The following is a 13,682-nucleotide window of genomic DNA, read 5'->3' on the forward strand; positions in this document are numbered from 1 at the left end:
CGAATGCGATTCCAGTTCAGGAACTGTACCGACCGCGGAGCTAGATGGCAGTAAACCCGTTATCGACGAAGAGATGCGTTCCGGTGATGAACGTGGACTCATCGCTGGCAAGAAACAGCGCCGCGCGCGCCACTTCCTCTGGCTCGCCTATCCGGCCTTGTGCCGCCTGCATCGCCGCATCGGACACATCGACGCCGCGCTTTTGCAGTTCGTCCACCTCGCGCAGGCCGTGCGGCGTGCGGATAAAGCCTGGGCAAACGGCGTTGCAGCGGATGTTACGGTCGCGAAACTCGACGGCAATGGCGCGGGCGAACATGTGGCAGGCGCCCTTGGTCGTATCGTAGAGAACTTCCATCGGCGTTGCCGCAACGGCGGAAATCGATGAGGTGCAAACGATCGAGCCGCCGCCAGCTTCAAGCATATGCGGGATCACCGCCCGGGTCATCAGATACATGGAGCGTACGTTCACAGCATGCAGCCAGTCCCATTCTTCGAGCGTTGTTTCCAGGAATGGCTTGATGACGATGGTGCCGGCATGATTGAACAATACTGTGACAGGCCCAAAGCGTTCAAACGTCGCTTCGACAGCTTTATTGACCTGGGATTCGTCCGAGACATCGGCGACGAAATACGCAGCCTCACCGCCAGCCGCCTCGATCTCGGCGACCGTGGCTGCCGCTGCTGCCTCGTTGCGATCAACTATTGCGACTCTCGCACCCTCGGCCGCGAAAAGTTTCGACGCCGCTCCGCCCATTCCGGTTGCGCCGCCGGATATGATCGCCACCTTGTCCTGAAGCCTGCACGCCATCGCTCTCTTCCTTCCCCGAATTTTGATGCGGGGACGAGGTTACGCGCAGCCCCCTGTACGAACAAGAGCACGTTGTTTGGAGCACGCCGACGCTTTGTTGAATTGAGCTATTTTCCTGTCGCGCCGTTGCACTACATAGGTTAAAGAGTGGCCGAAAGCCGCCCCCTCGCCAAGGATGCTCCAGAACCCATGACCAATCCCGACACCCGCCCGATCACCCCGGAACTCGTTGCCTCACACGGGCTGAAGCCGGATGAGTACCAGCGTATTCTCGACCTGATCGGACGCGAGCCGACTTTTACCGAACTCGGCATCTTCTCCGCCATGTGGAACGAGCACTGCTCTTACAAGTCGTCGAAGAAGTGGCTGCGCACGCTGCCCACCACGGGTCCGCAGGTTATTCAAGGCCCGGGCGAGAATGCCGGCGTCGTCGATATCGGCGACGGCGAATGCGTGGTCTTCAAGATGGAGAGCCACAACCACCCTTCCTTTATCGAGCCTTACCAGGGCGCTGCGACCGGCGTCGGGGGCATCCTTCGCGACGTTTTCACGATGGGCGCGCGTCCGATCGCAGCGATGAACGCGCTGCGCTTTGGCGAGCCGGCGCATCCGAAGACCCGCCACCTCGTTTCAGGCGTCGTCGAGGGGGTTGGTGGCTACGGCAATTCGTTCGGCGTTCCGACGGTCGGCGGCGAGGTCAATTTTGACGCGCGCTATAATGGCAACATCCTCGTCAATGCCTTTGCTGCGGGTCTCGCCAAGACCGACGCGATCTTTTATTCGAAGGCCGAAGGCGTCGGCCTTCCGGTCGTCTATCTCGGCGCCAAGACCGGCCGTGACGGAGTGGGCGGTGCTACCATGGCCTCGGCGGAGTTCGATGAGTCGATCGACGAGAAGCGCCCTACCGTGCAGGTCGGCGATCCGTTCACGGAGAAATGCCTCCTTGAAGCATCGCTGGAACTGATGGCCTCCGGCGCCGTCATTGCCATTCAGGATATGGGCGCCGCCGGTCTAACCTGCTCTGCCGTCGAGATGGGCGCCAAGGGCAATCTCGGCATCGAACTCAATCTTGATAGCGTGCCGGTGCGCGAAGAGCGCATGACCGCCTATGAGATGATGCTCTCCGAGAGTCAGGAGCGCATGCTCATGGTGCTTCGCCCGGAGAAGGAAGAGGAAGCCGAGGCGATCTTCCGCAAATGGGGCCTCGACTTTGCGATCGTCGGCTACACCACCGACGATCTGCGTTTCCGCGTCCTGCATGCCGGACACGAAGTTGCCAACCTTCCAATCAAGGACCTCGGCGACCAGGCCCCGGAATATGATCGCCCATGGATGGAACCGGGAAAACATGCACCCCTGCCCGCCGCCAATGTGCCAGAAGTCGCTGACTATGGCGCAGCGCTTTTGCAACTCGTCGGCTCGCCCGATCTTTCCTCACGCCGGTGGGTTTATGAGCAATACGACACGCTGATCCAGGGCAATTCGCTGCAGGTTCCGGGAGGCGATGCCGGCGTTGTCCGCGTTGATGGCAACAGGAGCAAGGCGCTCGCATTTTCCTCCGACGTGACGCCGCGCTACGTCGAAGCCGACCCTTACGAGGGAGGCAAGCAGGCGGTCGCCGAATGCTGGCGCAATCTCACCGCCGTTGGCGCCGAGCCGCTGGCTGCGACCGACAACCTGAATTTCGGCAACCCCGAGCGGCCGGAAATTATGGGGCAATTGGTCAAGGCCGTTGGCGGCATCGGCGATGCCTGCCGAGCGCTGGCTTTCCCGATCGTTTCAGGCAATGTCTCGCTCTATAACGAAACCAACGGCCAAGGGATCCTGCCGACTCCAACCATCGCCGGCGTCGGACTCATCCCCGATTGGACCAAGACCACCAAGGTCGGCGGCATGAGCGACGGCGACGTGTTGATCCTTCTCGGCGGTGACGGCACCCATCTCGGGCAGTCGATCTACCTGCGCGACCTCCATGGACGCGCCGATGGCCCCGCACCGGCAGTGGACCTCGCCGTCGAAAGGCGCAATGGCAATTTCGTCCGCTCGGCCATCCGTAACGGCCAGCTGACCGCCTGCCACGATCTTTCCGACGGTGGTCTCGCAATCGCATTGGCCGAAATGTGCATGGCCTCCGGGAAAGGTGCGACCGTAGAGATTGGTGAAGGCGCATCGCATGCCCTGCTCTTCGGTGAAGACCAGGCACGCTATGTCGTCGCGGTGTCGCCCGATGCTGCAAATGTCATCACGTTGAATGCCGAAGGCTGTGGTGTACCGTTCCGCAAGCTTGGGACAGTTGGCGGCAGCGCATTGACGATCGGTAGCCTGCTCTCCATATCTGTGTCAGACCTGACAGAAGCACACGAATCGTGGTTCCCTGACTATATGAGCGGTCATGCGGAAGATAAGAATCGGGCCGCTTGAGGAGAGAACAACATGGCAATGGACGCGCGCGACATCGAAAAAATGATTCGAGACGCCATTCCGGATGCGAAGGTGACAATTCGCGACCTTGCGGGTGATGGAGATCACTATGCCGCAGAAGTCGTCGCGGAGAGTTTTCGCGGCAAATCCCGCGTACAACAGCATCAGATGGTCTACGACGCGTTGAAGGGCAACATGGGCGGCGTGCTGCATGCCCTCGCCCTGCAGACAAGCGCCCCTGACTAGGGTCTCTTGTATACTGCAAGGATCGGCCCGACCGGGTCGGTTCCTCCGATCAGCACCTTACGGTCGTTCGACAGCGCAGAAATCATTCCATCGAAGAAAAGTGCGTTGGCGCAGGCGAGCTCGTCCCTGAAGAGGCGAGCGAACCGGCCAAGGCTGACCGGTTCGGTTGAAATTGCCAGGACGATCGTATTCGCGTCCCGGACACCGACCCCGTTGCGAATGAACCGCGACGTGCCGTTTGGCTCAAAACGTGGGTGCACTTTTCCATCAATGACGAGCATCGGCCCCGACTGCGTGGCCATACGCACGTCTGTGGCCGAATTCGCATAGGCTTCAGTCGGAAGAACGCCAGGCGTGCCGTCAAGCCTGATGAAGAACACGCCGTTCGGCTTCATGTAGAAATTGCCCTCGCCGTCACGCGTGTTCAGGGGTGCAATCGTTCTTCCATCCTCGACATAACGACCGACTGGCGTCATGTCCGGCTCATACATGCCGGCATTCATTGCAAGGACAAGCCCCGTCGATGGCGGCTGTGCAGCTATGAATGAAGCGAGCGAGCCAAAAGGCTTATCGTCGTGGCCGTTGAGCGCAAGACGGATGTCAAAAGAGCGCAAATCGATCTCGCAGACGATATTGCCACTGCTTTCGAACGTTACGAAACGGCAAGGGGTCGGCAGATCTCCACTGGCGAAGGAAAGTGAATACATGGAACCTCCTGGCTGAACTGAGGCCGACCGCAACTGCGCCAGTTGCGCGAACAGGCCTACCGAAATCACGGCAAAGCACAGCCCGGCTGCGACAATGATACGAAATGACACCGAGACCAGCCTTGTTTTGACGAAATTGAAGCGCTATTTGTAAAAGACGAAAACAATTGAACCATGAAATGACAATTCGTCATATCTTGGGTGAAAGGTTGCCGAAATGAGCGGTATCAATGAATTCATCGACAATGAGGTCAAGAGCAACGACGTCGTTCTCTTCATGAAGGGCACGCCCGGCTTCCCGCAATGCGGCTTTTCTGGCCAAGTCGTCCAGATACTCGACTATATCGGCGTCGACTATAAGGGCGTAAATGTTCTCTCGTCCAATGACCTGCGCCAAGGCATCAAGGATTATTCCAGTTGGCCGACCATCCCGCAGCTTTACGTGAAGGGTGAATTCGTCGGCGGTTGCGACATCATCCGCGAAATGTTCCAGGCGGGCGAGTTGCAGAGCCTCCTCAGCGAAAAGGGCGTCGCCACCAAGGCAGCCTGATTACGCGTTAATTCCAATCGGTTCCGGGTTCCCGGAACCTTGTTTCGAAAGGCGTCGGCCATTCCGACGCCTTTGTCTTTGTTTGATTTTGCAGGTTATGACCATGGACAGTTCGACGACAACGTCTGCCTCCCGCCTGAGGGGGATGGGAAAGACGGAATTCATCGCGATGATGGCGATGCTGATGGCGATCAATGCCCTCGCAATCGACATCATGCTTCCCGGCCTGCAGCAGATCGGCGCGAGCCTTGGCGTCGCCAGCGAGAACCATCGGCAATATGTCATCTCCGCCTATCTGATGGGCTTTGCCGTGTCGCAATTGTTCGATGGGCCGATTTCCGACCGCTTTGGCCGCCGTGTCCCCATGTTCACGGGACTTGTCGTCTATATCGTCTCGGCACTCGCCTGCGTTTTCGTGCCGAGTTTCACGTCACTTCTGCTGTTTCGCCTTTTGCAAGGCATAGGTTCGGCGGCAACCCGGGTCATTACCATCTCGATCGTACGTGACGTTTACGGCGGACGCAGCATGGCGGAAGTCATGTCGCTGATCATGATGGTGTTCATGATCGTTCCCGTGATTGCGCCGGGAACGGGCCAGACCGTCATGCTTTTCGGCAATTGGCATCTCATCTTCATCTTCATGGCGGCGATCGCGAGCGCGGTGCTCGTTTGGGTCTACTTGCGATTGCCCGAGACGCTCGATCCTGCGGATCTTCGGCCGTTTACGCTGAAGTCGGTGTTGCAGGGCTTCAGGATCGTTCTCACCAATCGCGTCGCGCTCTGCTATACGCTGGCGAATTCGTTCATCTTCGGCGCGCTATTCGGCTTCATCAATTCGGCACAGCAGATCTATGTCGGAATCTATGATCTCGGCGTGTGGTTTCCAGTTGCCTTCTCGGCAGTTGCGGTGACGATGGCGGTTTCCTCCTTCCTCAACTCGCGGCTCGTCGGCCGGTTCGGCATGCGCCGCCTTTCGCATGGCGCTCTGGTCGCCTTCCTCGCCATCAATGGTTTCTGGCTGTTGTTGACGATCGTCGGGCCGCATCCGACGCCGTTCCCGATCTATCTGCTGTTGTTTGCCCTGGCGATGTTCCAGTTCGGTTGGATCGGCTCGAACTTCAACGCGCTGGCCATGGAGCCTCTTGGCCATGTGGCGGGCACCGCGTCGTCAGTCCTTGGCTTCATGAGCACGGCTGGTGGCGGCGTCGTTGGCGCACTGATCGGTCAGGCCTATAATGGCACGACGCTGCCGCTGGTGGCCGGTTTCTTCGTCCTGTCACTGATCGGATTGGTGTTCGTTCTCATGGCCGAGCGAGGACGGTTGTTCCAACCGCACAACAGGCCAGTGTGATATCCAGGGCAGGTGATATTTCGTAGGTCCTCGGGCCAAGCTCGAGGATCTACGGGTACCGTTAGCCGCGGTCGCGTAGGAGCCTTGACTTCTCGCGGTTCCAGTCGCGCTGCTTCTCGGTCTCGCGCTTATCATGCAGCTTCTTGCCGCGCGCGACGGCGATCTCGAGCTTCGCCCTGCCCCGATCGTTGAAATAGAGCTTCAGCGGGACGACCGTCATGCCCTCGCGGTCGACCGACTGCGCCAGACGGGACATCTCCCGCTTGCTGATCAGCAACTTGCGATGACGGCGCGGCTCGTGGTTGAAGCGATTTGCCTCAAGGTACTCCGGGATGTAGCTATTGATCAGCCAGAACTCGCCATTTTCAAAACTTGCATAGCTTTCGGCGATGTTCGACTGGTTGCGGCGCAACGATTTAACCTCCGTCCCGGCAAGGACAAGGCCAGCCTCGAGCGTGTCGAGAATCTCGAAGTTGAAACGCGCTTTGCGGTTCTCGGCAATGATCTTGCGAGCCGCTGTGGGTTTTGACGCAGATTTCGGCTTGTTCATGCAGGCTATATAGTGCGTTTCAACTGATTTGTCAGTTAATCAGCCCCGCATGCTGCATGGCTTGGTCGATGCGTTCGGCCGTTGGCGCCTCAATCCCGACGAGGGGCGAGCGCAAAGCGTTCTTCATCTTGCCAAGCTTGGCGAGGGCGTATTTCGGACCGGCCGGATTGGGCTCGATGAACAGGGCCTTGTGTAACGGCAAGAGGCGATCCTGCAACTCCAACGCCCTGCCAAAATCGCCGGCGAGCGTTGCCGCCTGAAACTCGGCGCACAGGCGCGGCGCCACATTGGACGTAACCGAGATACAACCGACACCGCCATGGGCATTGAACCCGAGCGCAGTCGCATCTTCGCCCGAAAGCTGAATGAAGTCCTTGCCGCAGGTCAGGCGCTGTTCCGAGACACGTTCAATCTTGCCGGTCGCATCCTTGACGCCCTTGATGTTCTTGAAGTCACGGGCAAGCTGCCCCATCGTTTCTGGCGTCATGTCTATGATCGAGCGGCCGGGGATGTTGTAGATGATGATCGGCAGCGATACCGACTCCGCGATCGCCTTATAGTGCGCGTAAAGCCCGCGCTGGTTTGGCTTGTTATAATAGGGCGTCACGACGAGGATCGCGTCGGCGCCTGCTTTCTCCGAGAACTCGGCAAGCTCGATTGCCTCGCGGGTATTATTGGAGCCGGCGCCGGCGATGACAGGTACCCTGCCAGCCGCTTCCTCTATGCAAACCTCGACCACGCGCTTGTGTTCGCTGTGCGAAAGCGTCGGGGATTCGCCTGTCGTGCCGACTGGGACAAGGCCATTGGTACCTTCAGCGATCTGCCAGGAAACGAAGCTGCGAAAGGCTTTCTCGTCGAACGAACCATCCTCGAGGAAGGGCGTGACGAGAGCAGTGATTGAGCCTTTCAGCATTGGAAACTCCGGTATTGCAGTTGATCACCCTCGTCTTCACGGGGGCTAAAGGTGGCGCACCATAATCGCGCAGTCCATTCGGAGCAAGTTCATTTACCTGATGAAACACATCAAGTTGATGCATATTTCCTCTAAGAACAGTTGCAATGAGTCGAATGCATTGAAGCTGGCTAACCCTTTGTTAAGAGTGCTTTCATACGTCCGCCACTATTATCGTTTTGATTGTCCCTACGGATCTGGGGGACCCTCTGATCCGCTCCAAAAAAACTGGTAGTTGTATGCTGAGAACTTCTGTTTTGCGTCACGTTCTTCTCGCGTCCACCCTTGCGCTTGTGGCGACGACTTCGCATGCCCAGACGAACGTCCCTTCGGCAGCGGTCCCGGTGCCCGGGCTGAAGCCATTCGCCTCGACGCAAACGCGCGTGAGCCCGGCTACGCAGGTGCTGGCGCGCCCGGATCCAGTCACCACGGCCGCCATTACACAGCCCTCGAAACCCACGGCCATCGCCGGCAGCCTCAAGAGCGGCCTCGATGCCCTTTCCGCCGGCGATGCCCAGCGTGCGCTTGGCATCCGCAACGGTCTGCCGGTTGACGCACTCGACCGCCATATCCTCACCTGGGCGATCGGGCTCTCCAACGCCCCGGGCATACCAAGTTCCGAGATTGCCCACGCGGCGACGGAATTGCCGGGTTGGCCGGGCATGGCAACCTTCCGCAACAACTCGGAACGGGCGCTCTACAAGGAGAACCCCGCGCCGTCGATCGTCATCAACGCCTTTGGCAATACCGCGCCGCAGACGACGGAAGGCGTCGTGATCCTTGCCCGCGCTTATGTGGCGAGCGGCAATGCCCCCCGCGGCCGCCAGGTCCTGGGCGCTTTTTGGCGCACAAAGAAACTGGACGACTCGCAGGAAACGATGATCCTTAAGGAGTTCTCGCAGGTCATTTCCCGTGACGATCACCTGACGCGAATGTTGACCATGCTCTATGAGAGCAAGGTCAAATCTGCCGGACGCGTCGCCAAGCTTGCTAACGCGGAATCGCTGTTCCAGGCTTTTGCCGCCGTTCTGCAGAAATCGCCTGATGCCGGCAAGAAACTTGCCGCCGTCCATGGAGCGTGGTCGTCGAATGCGGCCTATATCTTTGCCAAGGCACAATATCTCCGGCGACAGGAGAAATTTCGTGAAGCAGCCGACGTGATTGCGACTGCTCCGCGCGATGCAGCGTCGCTGGTCGATCCCGATGCGTGGTGGACCGAGCGGCGTGTGCTCTCGCGCGAACTGCTCGACCAGGGCGACTTCAAGCGCGCCTATCGCGTGGCGGCCATGCACAGCGCGGAAACGCCTTCCGTTGCCGCTGAAGCCGAGTTTCACGCCGGATGGTACGCGCTACGCGGCATGAACGATCCCAATACGGCACAGCGCCATTTCGCGCGCATCGCCGAAATGTCCTCGCGTCCCATGTCGGCTTCACGCGCCTATTACTGGCTGGGACGCGCGGCAGAAGCCGGGGCGGCAGGCAGTGCGCGTGAGTATTACACACGCGCTTCGCGTTATGGCACCACGTTCTACGGTCAGTTGGCAGCGGCAAAGCTCGGTCAATCCGGCCTGCAACTCCCCTACCCCAAGCCAAGTGATGTCGAACGTGCGCGATTTGCCCAGCGTGAAGCCGTGCGCGCCATTCAAAGGCTTGAGGATACGGGCTACGATTCCCGGGCAGCCATCCTCTATTCGAGCCTCGCACAGGAACTCGACAGCCCCGGTGAACTGGCGTTGCTCGCCGTGATGGCCGAGCGCAAGGGCAATCATTATGTCGCACTGCGCGTCGGCAAGGCCGCAGCCCAGCGTGGCATCGACGTCGGCGCGCTGTCGCATCCCATCGGCGCAATTCCGGGCAACGCCAATATTTCCGGCTCCGGTACCGCGCTTGCCTATGCCATCGCCCGCCAGGAGAGTGAGTTCAATCCCAGCGCGGTTTCGAGCGCGGGAGCCCGCGGCCTTCTTCAGCTCCTGCCGGGTACAGCGAAGAGCGTCGCGCAACGTGCCGGCATGACCTATTCGAAAGACCGCCTGACCGGTGATGCTGCCTATAACGCAACGCTCGGTGCGAAATTCCTCGGTGAGCAGATTGCGAAATTCGATGGTTCGTACGTGCTTACATTCGCGGGTTACAATGCCGGCCCGAGCCGCGCCAGCGAATGGGTCGCCCGCTATGGCGATCCGCGCGGCAAGCCCGTCGACGAAGTGGTGGACTGGATCGAGCGCATTCCCTACACGGAAACTCGCAATTACGTGCAGCGTGTCATGGAGAACTACGAGGTCTATAAGGCACGGCTTACGGGCAAGGCCCAAATCGAGAGCGATCTCACGGCCGGGCGGCGGGGTTGAGAGCTTGGACGATGCTTATCGCGCAGTTACCTACGATGCGCCCGACGGCCTCAAGCTCTATGCCCGCGTCTATGAGGCGGAACACAGTGCCAATGCAACATCCCTTGTTTGCCTCGCCGGCCTCACGAGAAACAGCCGCGACTTTCACGAGCTTGCGAGTCTTCTCTCGAGGCACCGGGATACGCCACGCCAGGTCGTGACCTTCGATTATCGTGGCCGTGGGCTCTCCGCCTACGACCGCGACTGGTCCCACTACAATATCGGCGTCGAGGCCAATGATGTGATCGCTGGACTCGGCGCCATCGGCATTGACCGCGCGATCTTTCTCGGCACTTCGCGCGGCGGGCTGATCACGCATATTCTTGCGGCCGTTGCGCCCCAACTCCTTGCCGGTGTCATTCTCAACGACATCGGACCGGAAATCGCCCCCGAAGGCTTGCGGCAAATCATTCAGTATCTTCGCAAATCGCGCCATCCGCGCACCTGGCCGGAGGCGGTCGAGCGCCAGCGCAGCATCCACGGCCAAGATTTTCCAGCCCTTGCAGAAGCCGACTGGATGCGGCTAACACGCGCAATTTATCGCAGGCAGCGCGGCACTATTCGACCGGACTATGACCTGAACCTCTTGAAAACCATGGCCGGCATTGATTTTGACCAAAAGTTGCCCGATCTTTGGGCGCAGTTCGACCTCTTCAAAAGCTTGGCCCTACTCGTCGTCCGCGGTGAAAATACAAAGCTGCTGGCACCCGAAACGTTGCAAGAGATGTCGCGTCGCCATCCAGCGATTCAAGTCATCAATGTGTCAGGACAGGGTCACGCGCCGCTGCTTGAAACCGGGCGGCTGCCAGAATTGATTGCGGCATTTGCAGCGGGGATCGATCTGCGGAAATCCACATTGCCGGCTTGAGCACATGAAGTCGGCTACGACTTCGATGTTCCCGTCTTTCGGCGGTTTAGAGGCCTTGGTTTTTCAGGTTTGTCGGTCGGACGAGTAGCTTTCACCCGTGCAGCAGCCTGCTTGATCCAACCTTCCCGCTGAACGCGACCGGGAAATCCTATTTCCTGGCTCACCCAGGAAGCCTCTTCGATGGTCCACCCGGCGATCTGGTCGAAATGAAAGGTTCCCAAATCGAATAACCGCGATTGGATAGCCGCACCAATCCCATCGATGTCAGTAAGCCTATCGGGCTTCCCACGCCGGGCCGCCTTCAAGATGACAGGGCGATGCTTATCGTCCTGCCTCGGATTAGGCAGACGTTTCGTCGACGGTTTCGCCGCCACTCTCTTTGCAGCCGACTTCGGCGTCGCCTTGCTGGCTTTGACGGGAACGACCGGCGGGACCGGTTCAGCCGGCGGTATCATAGCGGCGGCTTCCTTGGCAGACTGCTTTACGTCGTCATTTGCCGGAAGGATAGTGTTCGACGCGAGGCGCGCATCTGCGGCGCGGGTGGAAACTTCAGAAACAGATTCGCGTTTCGGCGATAACCTCTTGAAAAGATTGCCAAGGATTGCACCGGCGACAAAGGCTGCAGCGATGAGAAACAATGACTGGAGCAGAAATACAACCATTGCTCACTCCCTACTTCGTATCATTGGCCCTGGTTGTGGGTCGACCAACCGACATAGAAGCCAACAAGAGCAGCAATCACCAGGAAGAGCCATAGCTGGCTGATCATGAACCACATATTTCTAGCCTCCGCTGGTATTGACCGCTGCCTCGAGCTTGATTTCTCCCGGTTTGCCATTACCCGGTATTGGTGCCCGTAAAGCTGCGTTGATCGCGTCGTAGTCGGCAGCATTGGCTGCCGTACCGCTGATACTATAGGTCTCGCCGGAGATTTCCACCTCACCGTTGGTGAGTTGTGCCGCCTGGCCCAAGGCAAAGCCGACGAGATCGAGAAAGCCCTGCGGCGCGCCGCGGGCGACCGCCAGTTCATCAAGGATTTCGATGCCCGGCATGGCGCTTTCGGCCGCAGCGAGGATTTTGGCACGCGAATCGCCAAAGGGTACGTTGCCTGACAGGAGAATACCGTCGTCGGATTTGGTGATGACAAAGGAAAAAGGCTGTGCCAGTGGCAGCAGCGTTGCCTGATTGTCGACGCTCCGAACGCCATCAGTTTCGGTGGCAATCTTTATCGCCGCAGCGAGGGCTTCTTCGGATGGAGCGACGCCCTTGAGGGTAAGGTCACGGCCGTCAACATCGGCACTTGCCCACGAGTTATCTATATTGAGCGCACTATTGGCTGCGTTGGTCAGTTGGTCGTCGATCGGATCCGCGAGGAACCATCCGGCAAGAACCGTCAGAAGTGCGACAGTGATGACGCCGGGCCAGAACCAGCTCCTGATGGTACGCATATTTCTGGGCTTTCTCTTCATTCTCGATGGGCCGGAGCAATGTCTTGCCCCATGTTCATGGCCATTTCAACACAATGACCTGGGCATGAACAAAGAAAACCCGGCAGCTCGCGCCGCCGGGTCTTGATCAACCAATCCAGTGAAGGATTAGAAGTTACGCTGGAAGCGGACGATACCGCCGAATGCGTCGTCACTGCCACCAAGTGCTTCAGAGGCAGTCGAACGAGCGCCGTCGAACTTGGTGTAGTTGATTTCCGGCGTGATCGTGAAGCCAGGAACCAGCTCGTAGGCTACGTTAAGAGCGAAAGCGTAGGTTCCTTCGTCTTCGTATGCGCCCTGGCCGTTAAGAGTTGCCTTGTCGGTGAGCTTCGCGGAGAAGCCTGCCCAAGCAGCCCAATCACCTTCCCAGAGACCGAACCAGTTCTGGCTACCACCATCGACGCTAAACGTACCATCGCCATTGTCGGTGACCGTCGGTGAGTTGTAGTCAGACTGATAGCCACCCATTGCGAACACTGAGAACGTATCGGTGACTTTGATGTCCAAACGCAGCTTGGCAGCAACGTCTTCCGATACGGAGTCGTAGCCGACAACACCGGAGATGCCGCCCCAGCCCTGCTCCCACTTCGCACCAGCAAGTACGTGCGGCATGTAGTCGTCGATGACGTAGTCAAAGCCCCAATCGCCAGCGCCGTCCTGGCCCTGTTCAGCAGCGATGATGGCCGAGAAGCCGTTGCCGCCTGCAAAGGTGTAGCTAACCTGGTTGGTCGTGCCCGACTGGTAATTGATCACATCGTCGTTGATGATGTTGCCAGCATAACCGGTCCACGAACCGAAGATTTCGTCGGCGACACCGATGCGGAAACCACCGAGTTCGATGAAGGCCTGCGGAAGCGAAGCGCCGCTGTCGCTGCCATCGTCAAACTGGAAGCGGCTCTGGATGTAGGAACGCAGCGTGCCAAGTTCAGTTTCCGAACGGGCATCGAAGCGAACTTCCGCGCGTGTACGCTTGTGCCAGGTATCGTCACGCTCGACATTGCCGTCGTCGTTTACAAAAGGGCGACCCAAGCTGGCGCCAGTGTAAGGATTGTCGCCGGCCTGAGCGTCGTAACGGACGTAGCCGCCGATCTTCAAGCAGGTCTCGGTCCCCGGAATATAGAAGAAGCCTGCGCCGTATGCGTCGCAAACGCGAACGTATTCGACGGGCTCTGGTTCGGCAACGACGACTGCATCAGCAGCACGTGCGCCAGTTACTGCGACGAGGGCCGCAGCGGAGCCGAGTAGAAGGCTCTTGATGTTCATTTCTGACCTCCAGTCAAAGTTAAAAATGGGTCTGGGCATTCCAATTTGGCTGAAGGACAACCTGTCCCCATCCCCTAAGTCCAAGAAGAAAT

General features: G+C 58.8%; 13 protein-coding genes. 6 read left to right on the plus strand and 7 right to left on the minus strand.

What is annotated here, in order from left to right:
- Positions 1 to 40 precede the first annotated feature (40 nt).
- Positions 41 to 808 (minus strand): SDR family oxidoreductase, encoded by a 768-nt coding sequence (locus tag AAAB35_RS28810; protein WP_340671760.1) that lies wholly within the window; start codon positions 806 to 808, stop codon positions 41 to 43.
- Positions 809 to 997: 189 nt separating this feature from the next.
- Between AAAB35_RS28810 and purL the strand changes: the two genes are divergently transcribed.
- Both purL and AAAB35_RS28820 read left to right on the plus strand, forming a co-directional pair.
- Positions 998 to 3,229 carry a phosphoribosylformylglycinamidine synthase subunit PurL gene (gene purL, locus AAAB35_RS28815; RefSeq protein WP_340671771.1) on the plus strand — a complete coding sequence of 744 codons (2,232 nt, stop codon included), beginning with the start codon at positions 998 to 1,000 and terminating at the stop codon, positions 3,227 to 3,229.
- Between the two features lie 12 nt (positions 3,230 to 3,241).
- Entirely contained in the window at positions 3,242 to 3,475 is a 234-nt protein-coding gene (locus AAAB35_RS28820) for a BolA family transcriptional regulator (RefSeq protein WP_027229868.1), read from the plus strand.
- Here the strand turns inward: AAAB35_RS28820 and AAAB35_RS28825 are convergent.
- On the minus strand, positions 3,472 to 4,182 hold the full coding sequence (locus AAAB35_RS28825) for a phosphodiester glycosidase family protein (protein ID WP_340671761.1): 711 nt from the start codon (positions 4,180 to 4,182) through the stop codon (positions 3,472 to 3,474). The two genes, AAAB35_RS28820 and AAAB35_RS28825, sit on opposite strands and share 4 nt — an antisense overlap.
- A 217-nt stretch (positions 4,183 to 4,399) precedes the next feature.
- Here AAAB35_RS28825 and grxD point away from each other — a divergent pair, with 217 nt between their 5' ends.
- A complete protein-coding gene (gene grxD, locus AAAB35_RS28830) occupies positions 4,400 to 4,732 on the plus strand; it encodes a Grx4 family monothiol glutaredoxin (protein ID WP_340671762.1) in 333 nt (110 codons plus the stop codon).
- Between the two features lie 97 nt (positions 4,733 to 4,829).
- Positions 4,830 to 6,083, plus strand: a complete 1,254-nt coding sequence (locus tag AAAB35_RS28835; protein WP_340671763.1) for a multidrug effflux MFS transporter — start codon at positions 4,830 to 4,832, stop codon at positions 6,081 to 6,083.
- 61 nt (positions 6,084 to 6,144) lie between these two features.
- On the opposite strand, the gene smpB is transcribed toward AAAB35_RS28835, so the two are convergent.
- On the minus strand, positions 6,145 to 6,633 hold the full coding sequence (gene smpB, locus AAAB35_RS28840) for an SsrA-binding protein SmpB (protein ID WP_340671764.1): 489 nt from the start codon (positions 6,631 to 6,633) through the stop codon (positions 6,145 to 6,147).
- A 31-nt stretch (positions 6,634 to 6,664) separates the two neighbouring features.
- The gene (dapA, locus tag AAAB35_RS28845) at positions 6,665 to 7,546 is read right to left on the minus strand and encodes a 4-hydroxy-tetrahydrodipicolinate synthase (protein ID WP_340671765.1); all 882 of its coding nucleotides are present in this window, start codon (positions 7,544 to 7,546) and stop codon (positions 6,665 to 6,667) included.
- A gap of 278 nt (positions 7,547 to 7,824) precedes the next feature.
- On the opposite strand from dapA, the gene AAAB35_RS28850 reads away from it, so the two are divergent.
- Both AAAB35_RS28850 and AAAB35_RS28855 read left to right on the plus strand, forming a co-directional pair.
- On the plus strand, positions 7,825 to 9,933 hold the full coding sequence (locus AAAB35_RS28850; RefSeq protein ID WP_340671766.1) for a transglycosylase SLT domain-containing protein: 2,109 nt from the start codon (positions 7,825 to 7,827) through the stop codon (positions 9,931 to 9,933).
- 4 nt (positions 9,934 to 9,937) lie between these two features.
- Complete coding sequence (locus tag AAAB35_RS28855; protein ID WP_340671767.1) at positions 9,938 to 10,840, plus strand: alpha/beta hydrolase; 903 nt, start codon at positions 9,938 to 9,940, stop codon at positions 10,838 to 10,840.
- A 14-nt stretch (positions 10,841 to 10,854) separates the two neighbouring features.
- On the opposite strand, the gene AAAB35_RS28860 is transcribed toward AAAB35_RS28855, so the two are convergent.
- The 3 genes from AAAB35_RS28860 to AAAB35_RS28870 form a co-directional block, all read right to left on the minus strand.
- Positions 10,855 to 11,502, minus strand: coding sequence for a hypothetical protein (locus AAAB35_RS28860; RefSeq protein ID WP_340671768.1), 648 nt, complete (start codon positions 11,500 to 11,502; stop codon positions 10,855 to 10,857).
- Between the two features lie 120 nt (positions 11,503 to 11,622).
- Positions 11,623 to 12,288, minus strand: a complete 666-nt coding sequence (locus AAAB35_RS28865; protein WP_340671769.1) for a BON domain-containing protein — start codon at positions 12,286 to 12,288, stop codon at positions 11,623 to 11,625.
- 147 nt (positions 12,289 to 12,435) lie between these two features.
- Positions 12,436 to 13,590, minus strand: coding sequence for a porin (locus AAAB35_RS28870; protein ID WP_340671770.1), 1,155 nt, complete (start codon positions 13,588 to 13,590; stop codon positions 12,436 to 12,438).
- Positions 13,591 to 13,682: the final 92 nt, after the last annotated feature.

The sequence above is a fragment of the Phyllobacterium sp. genome, assembly GCF_037994425.1.
Lineage (GTDB): Bacteria > Pseudomonadota > Alphaproteobacteria > Rhizobiales > Rhizobiaceae > Phyllobacterium.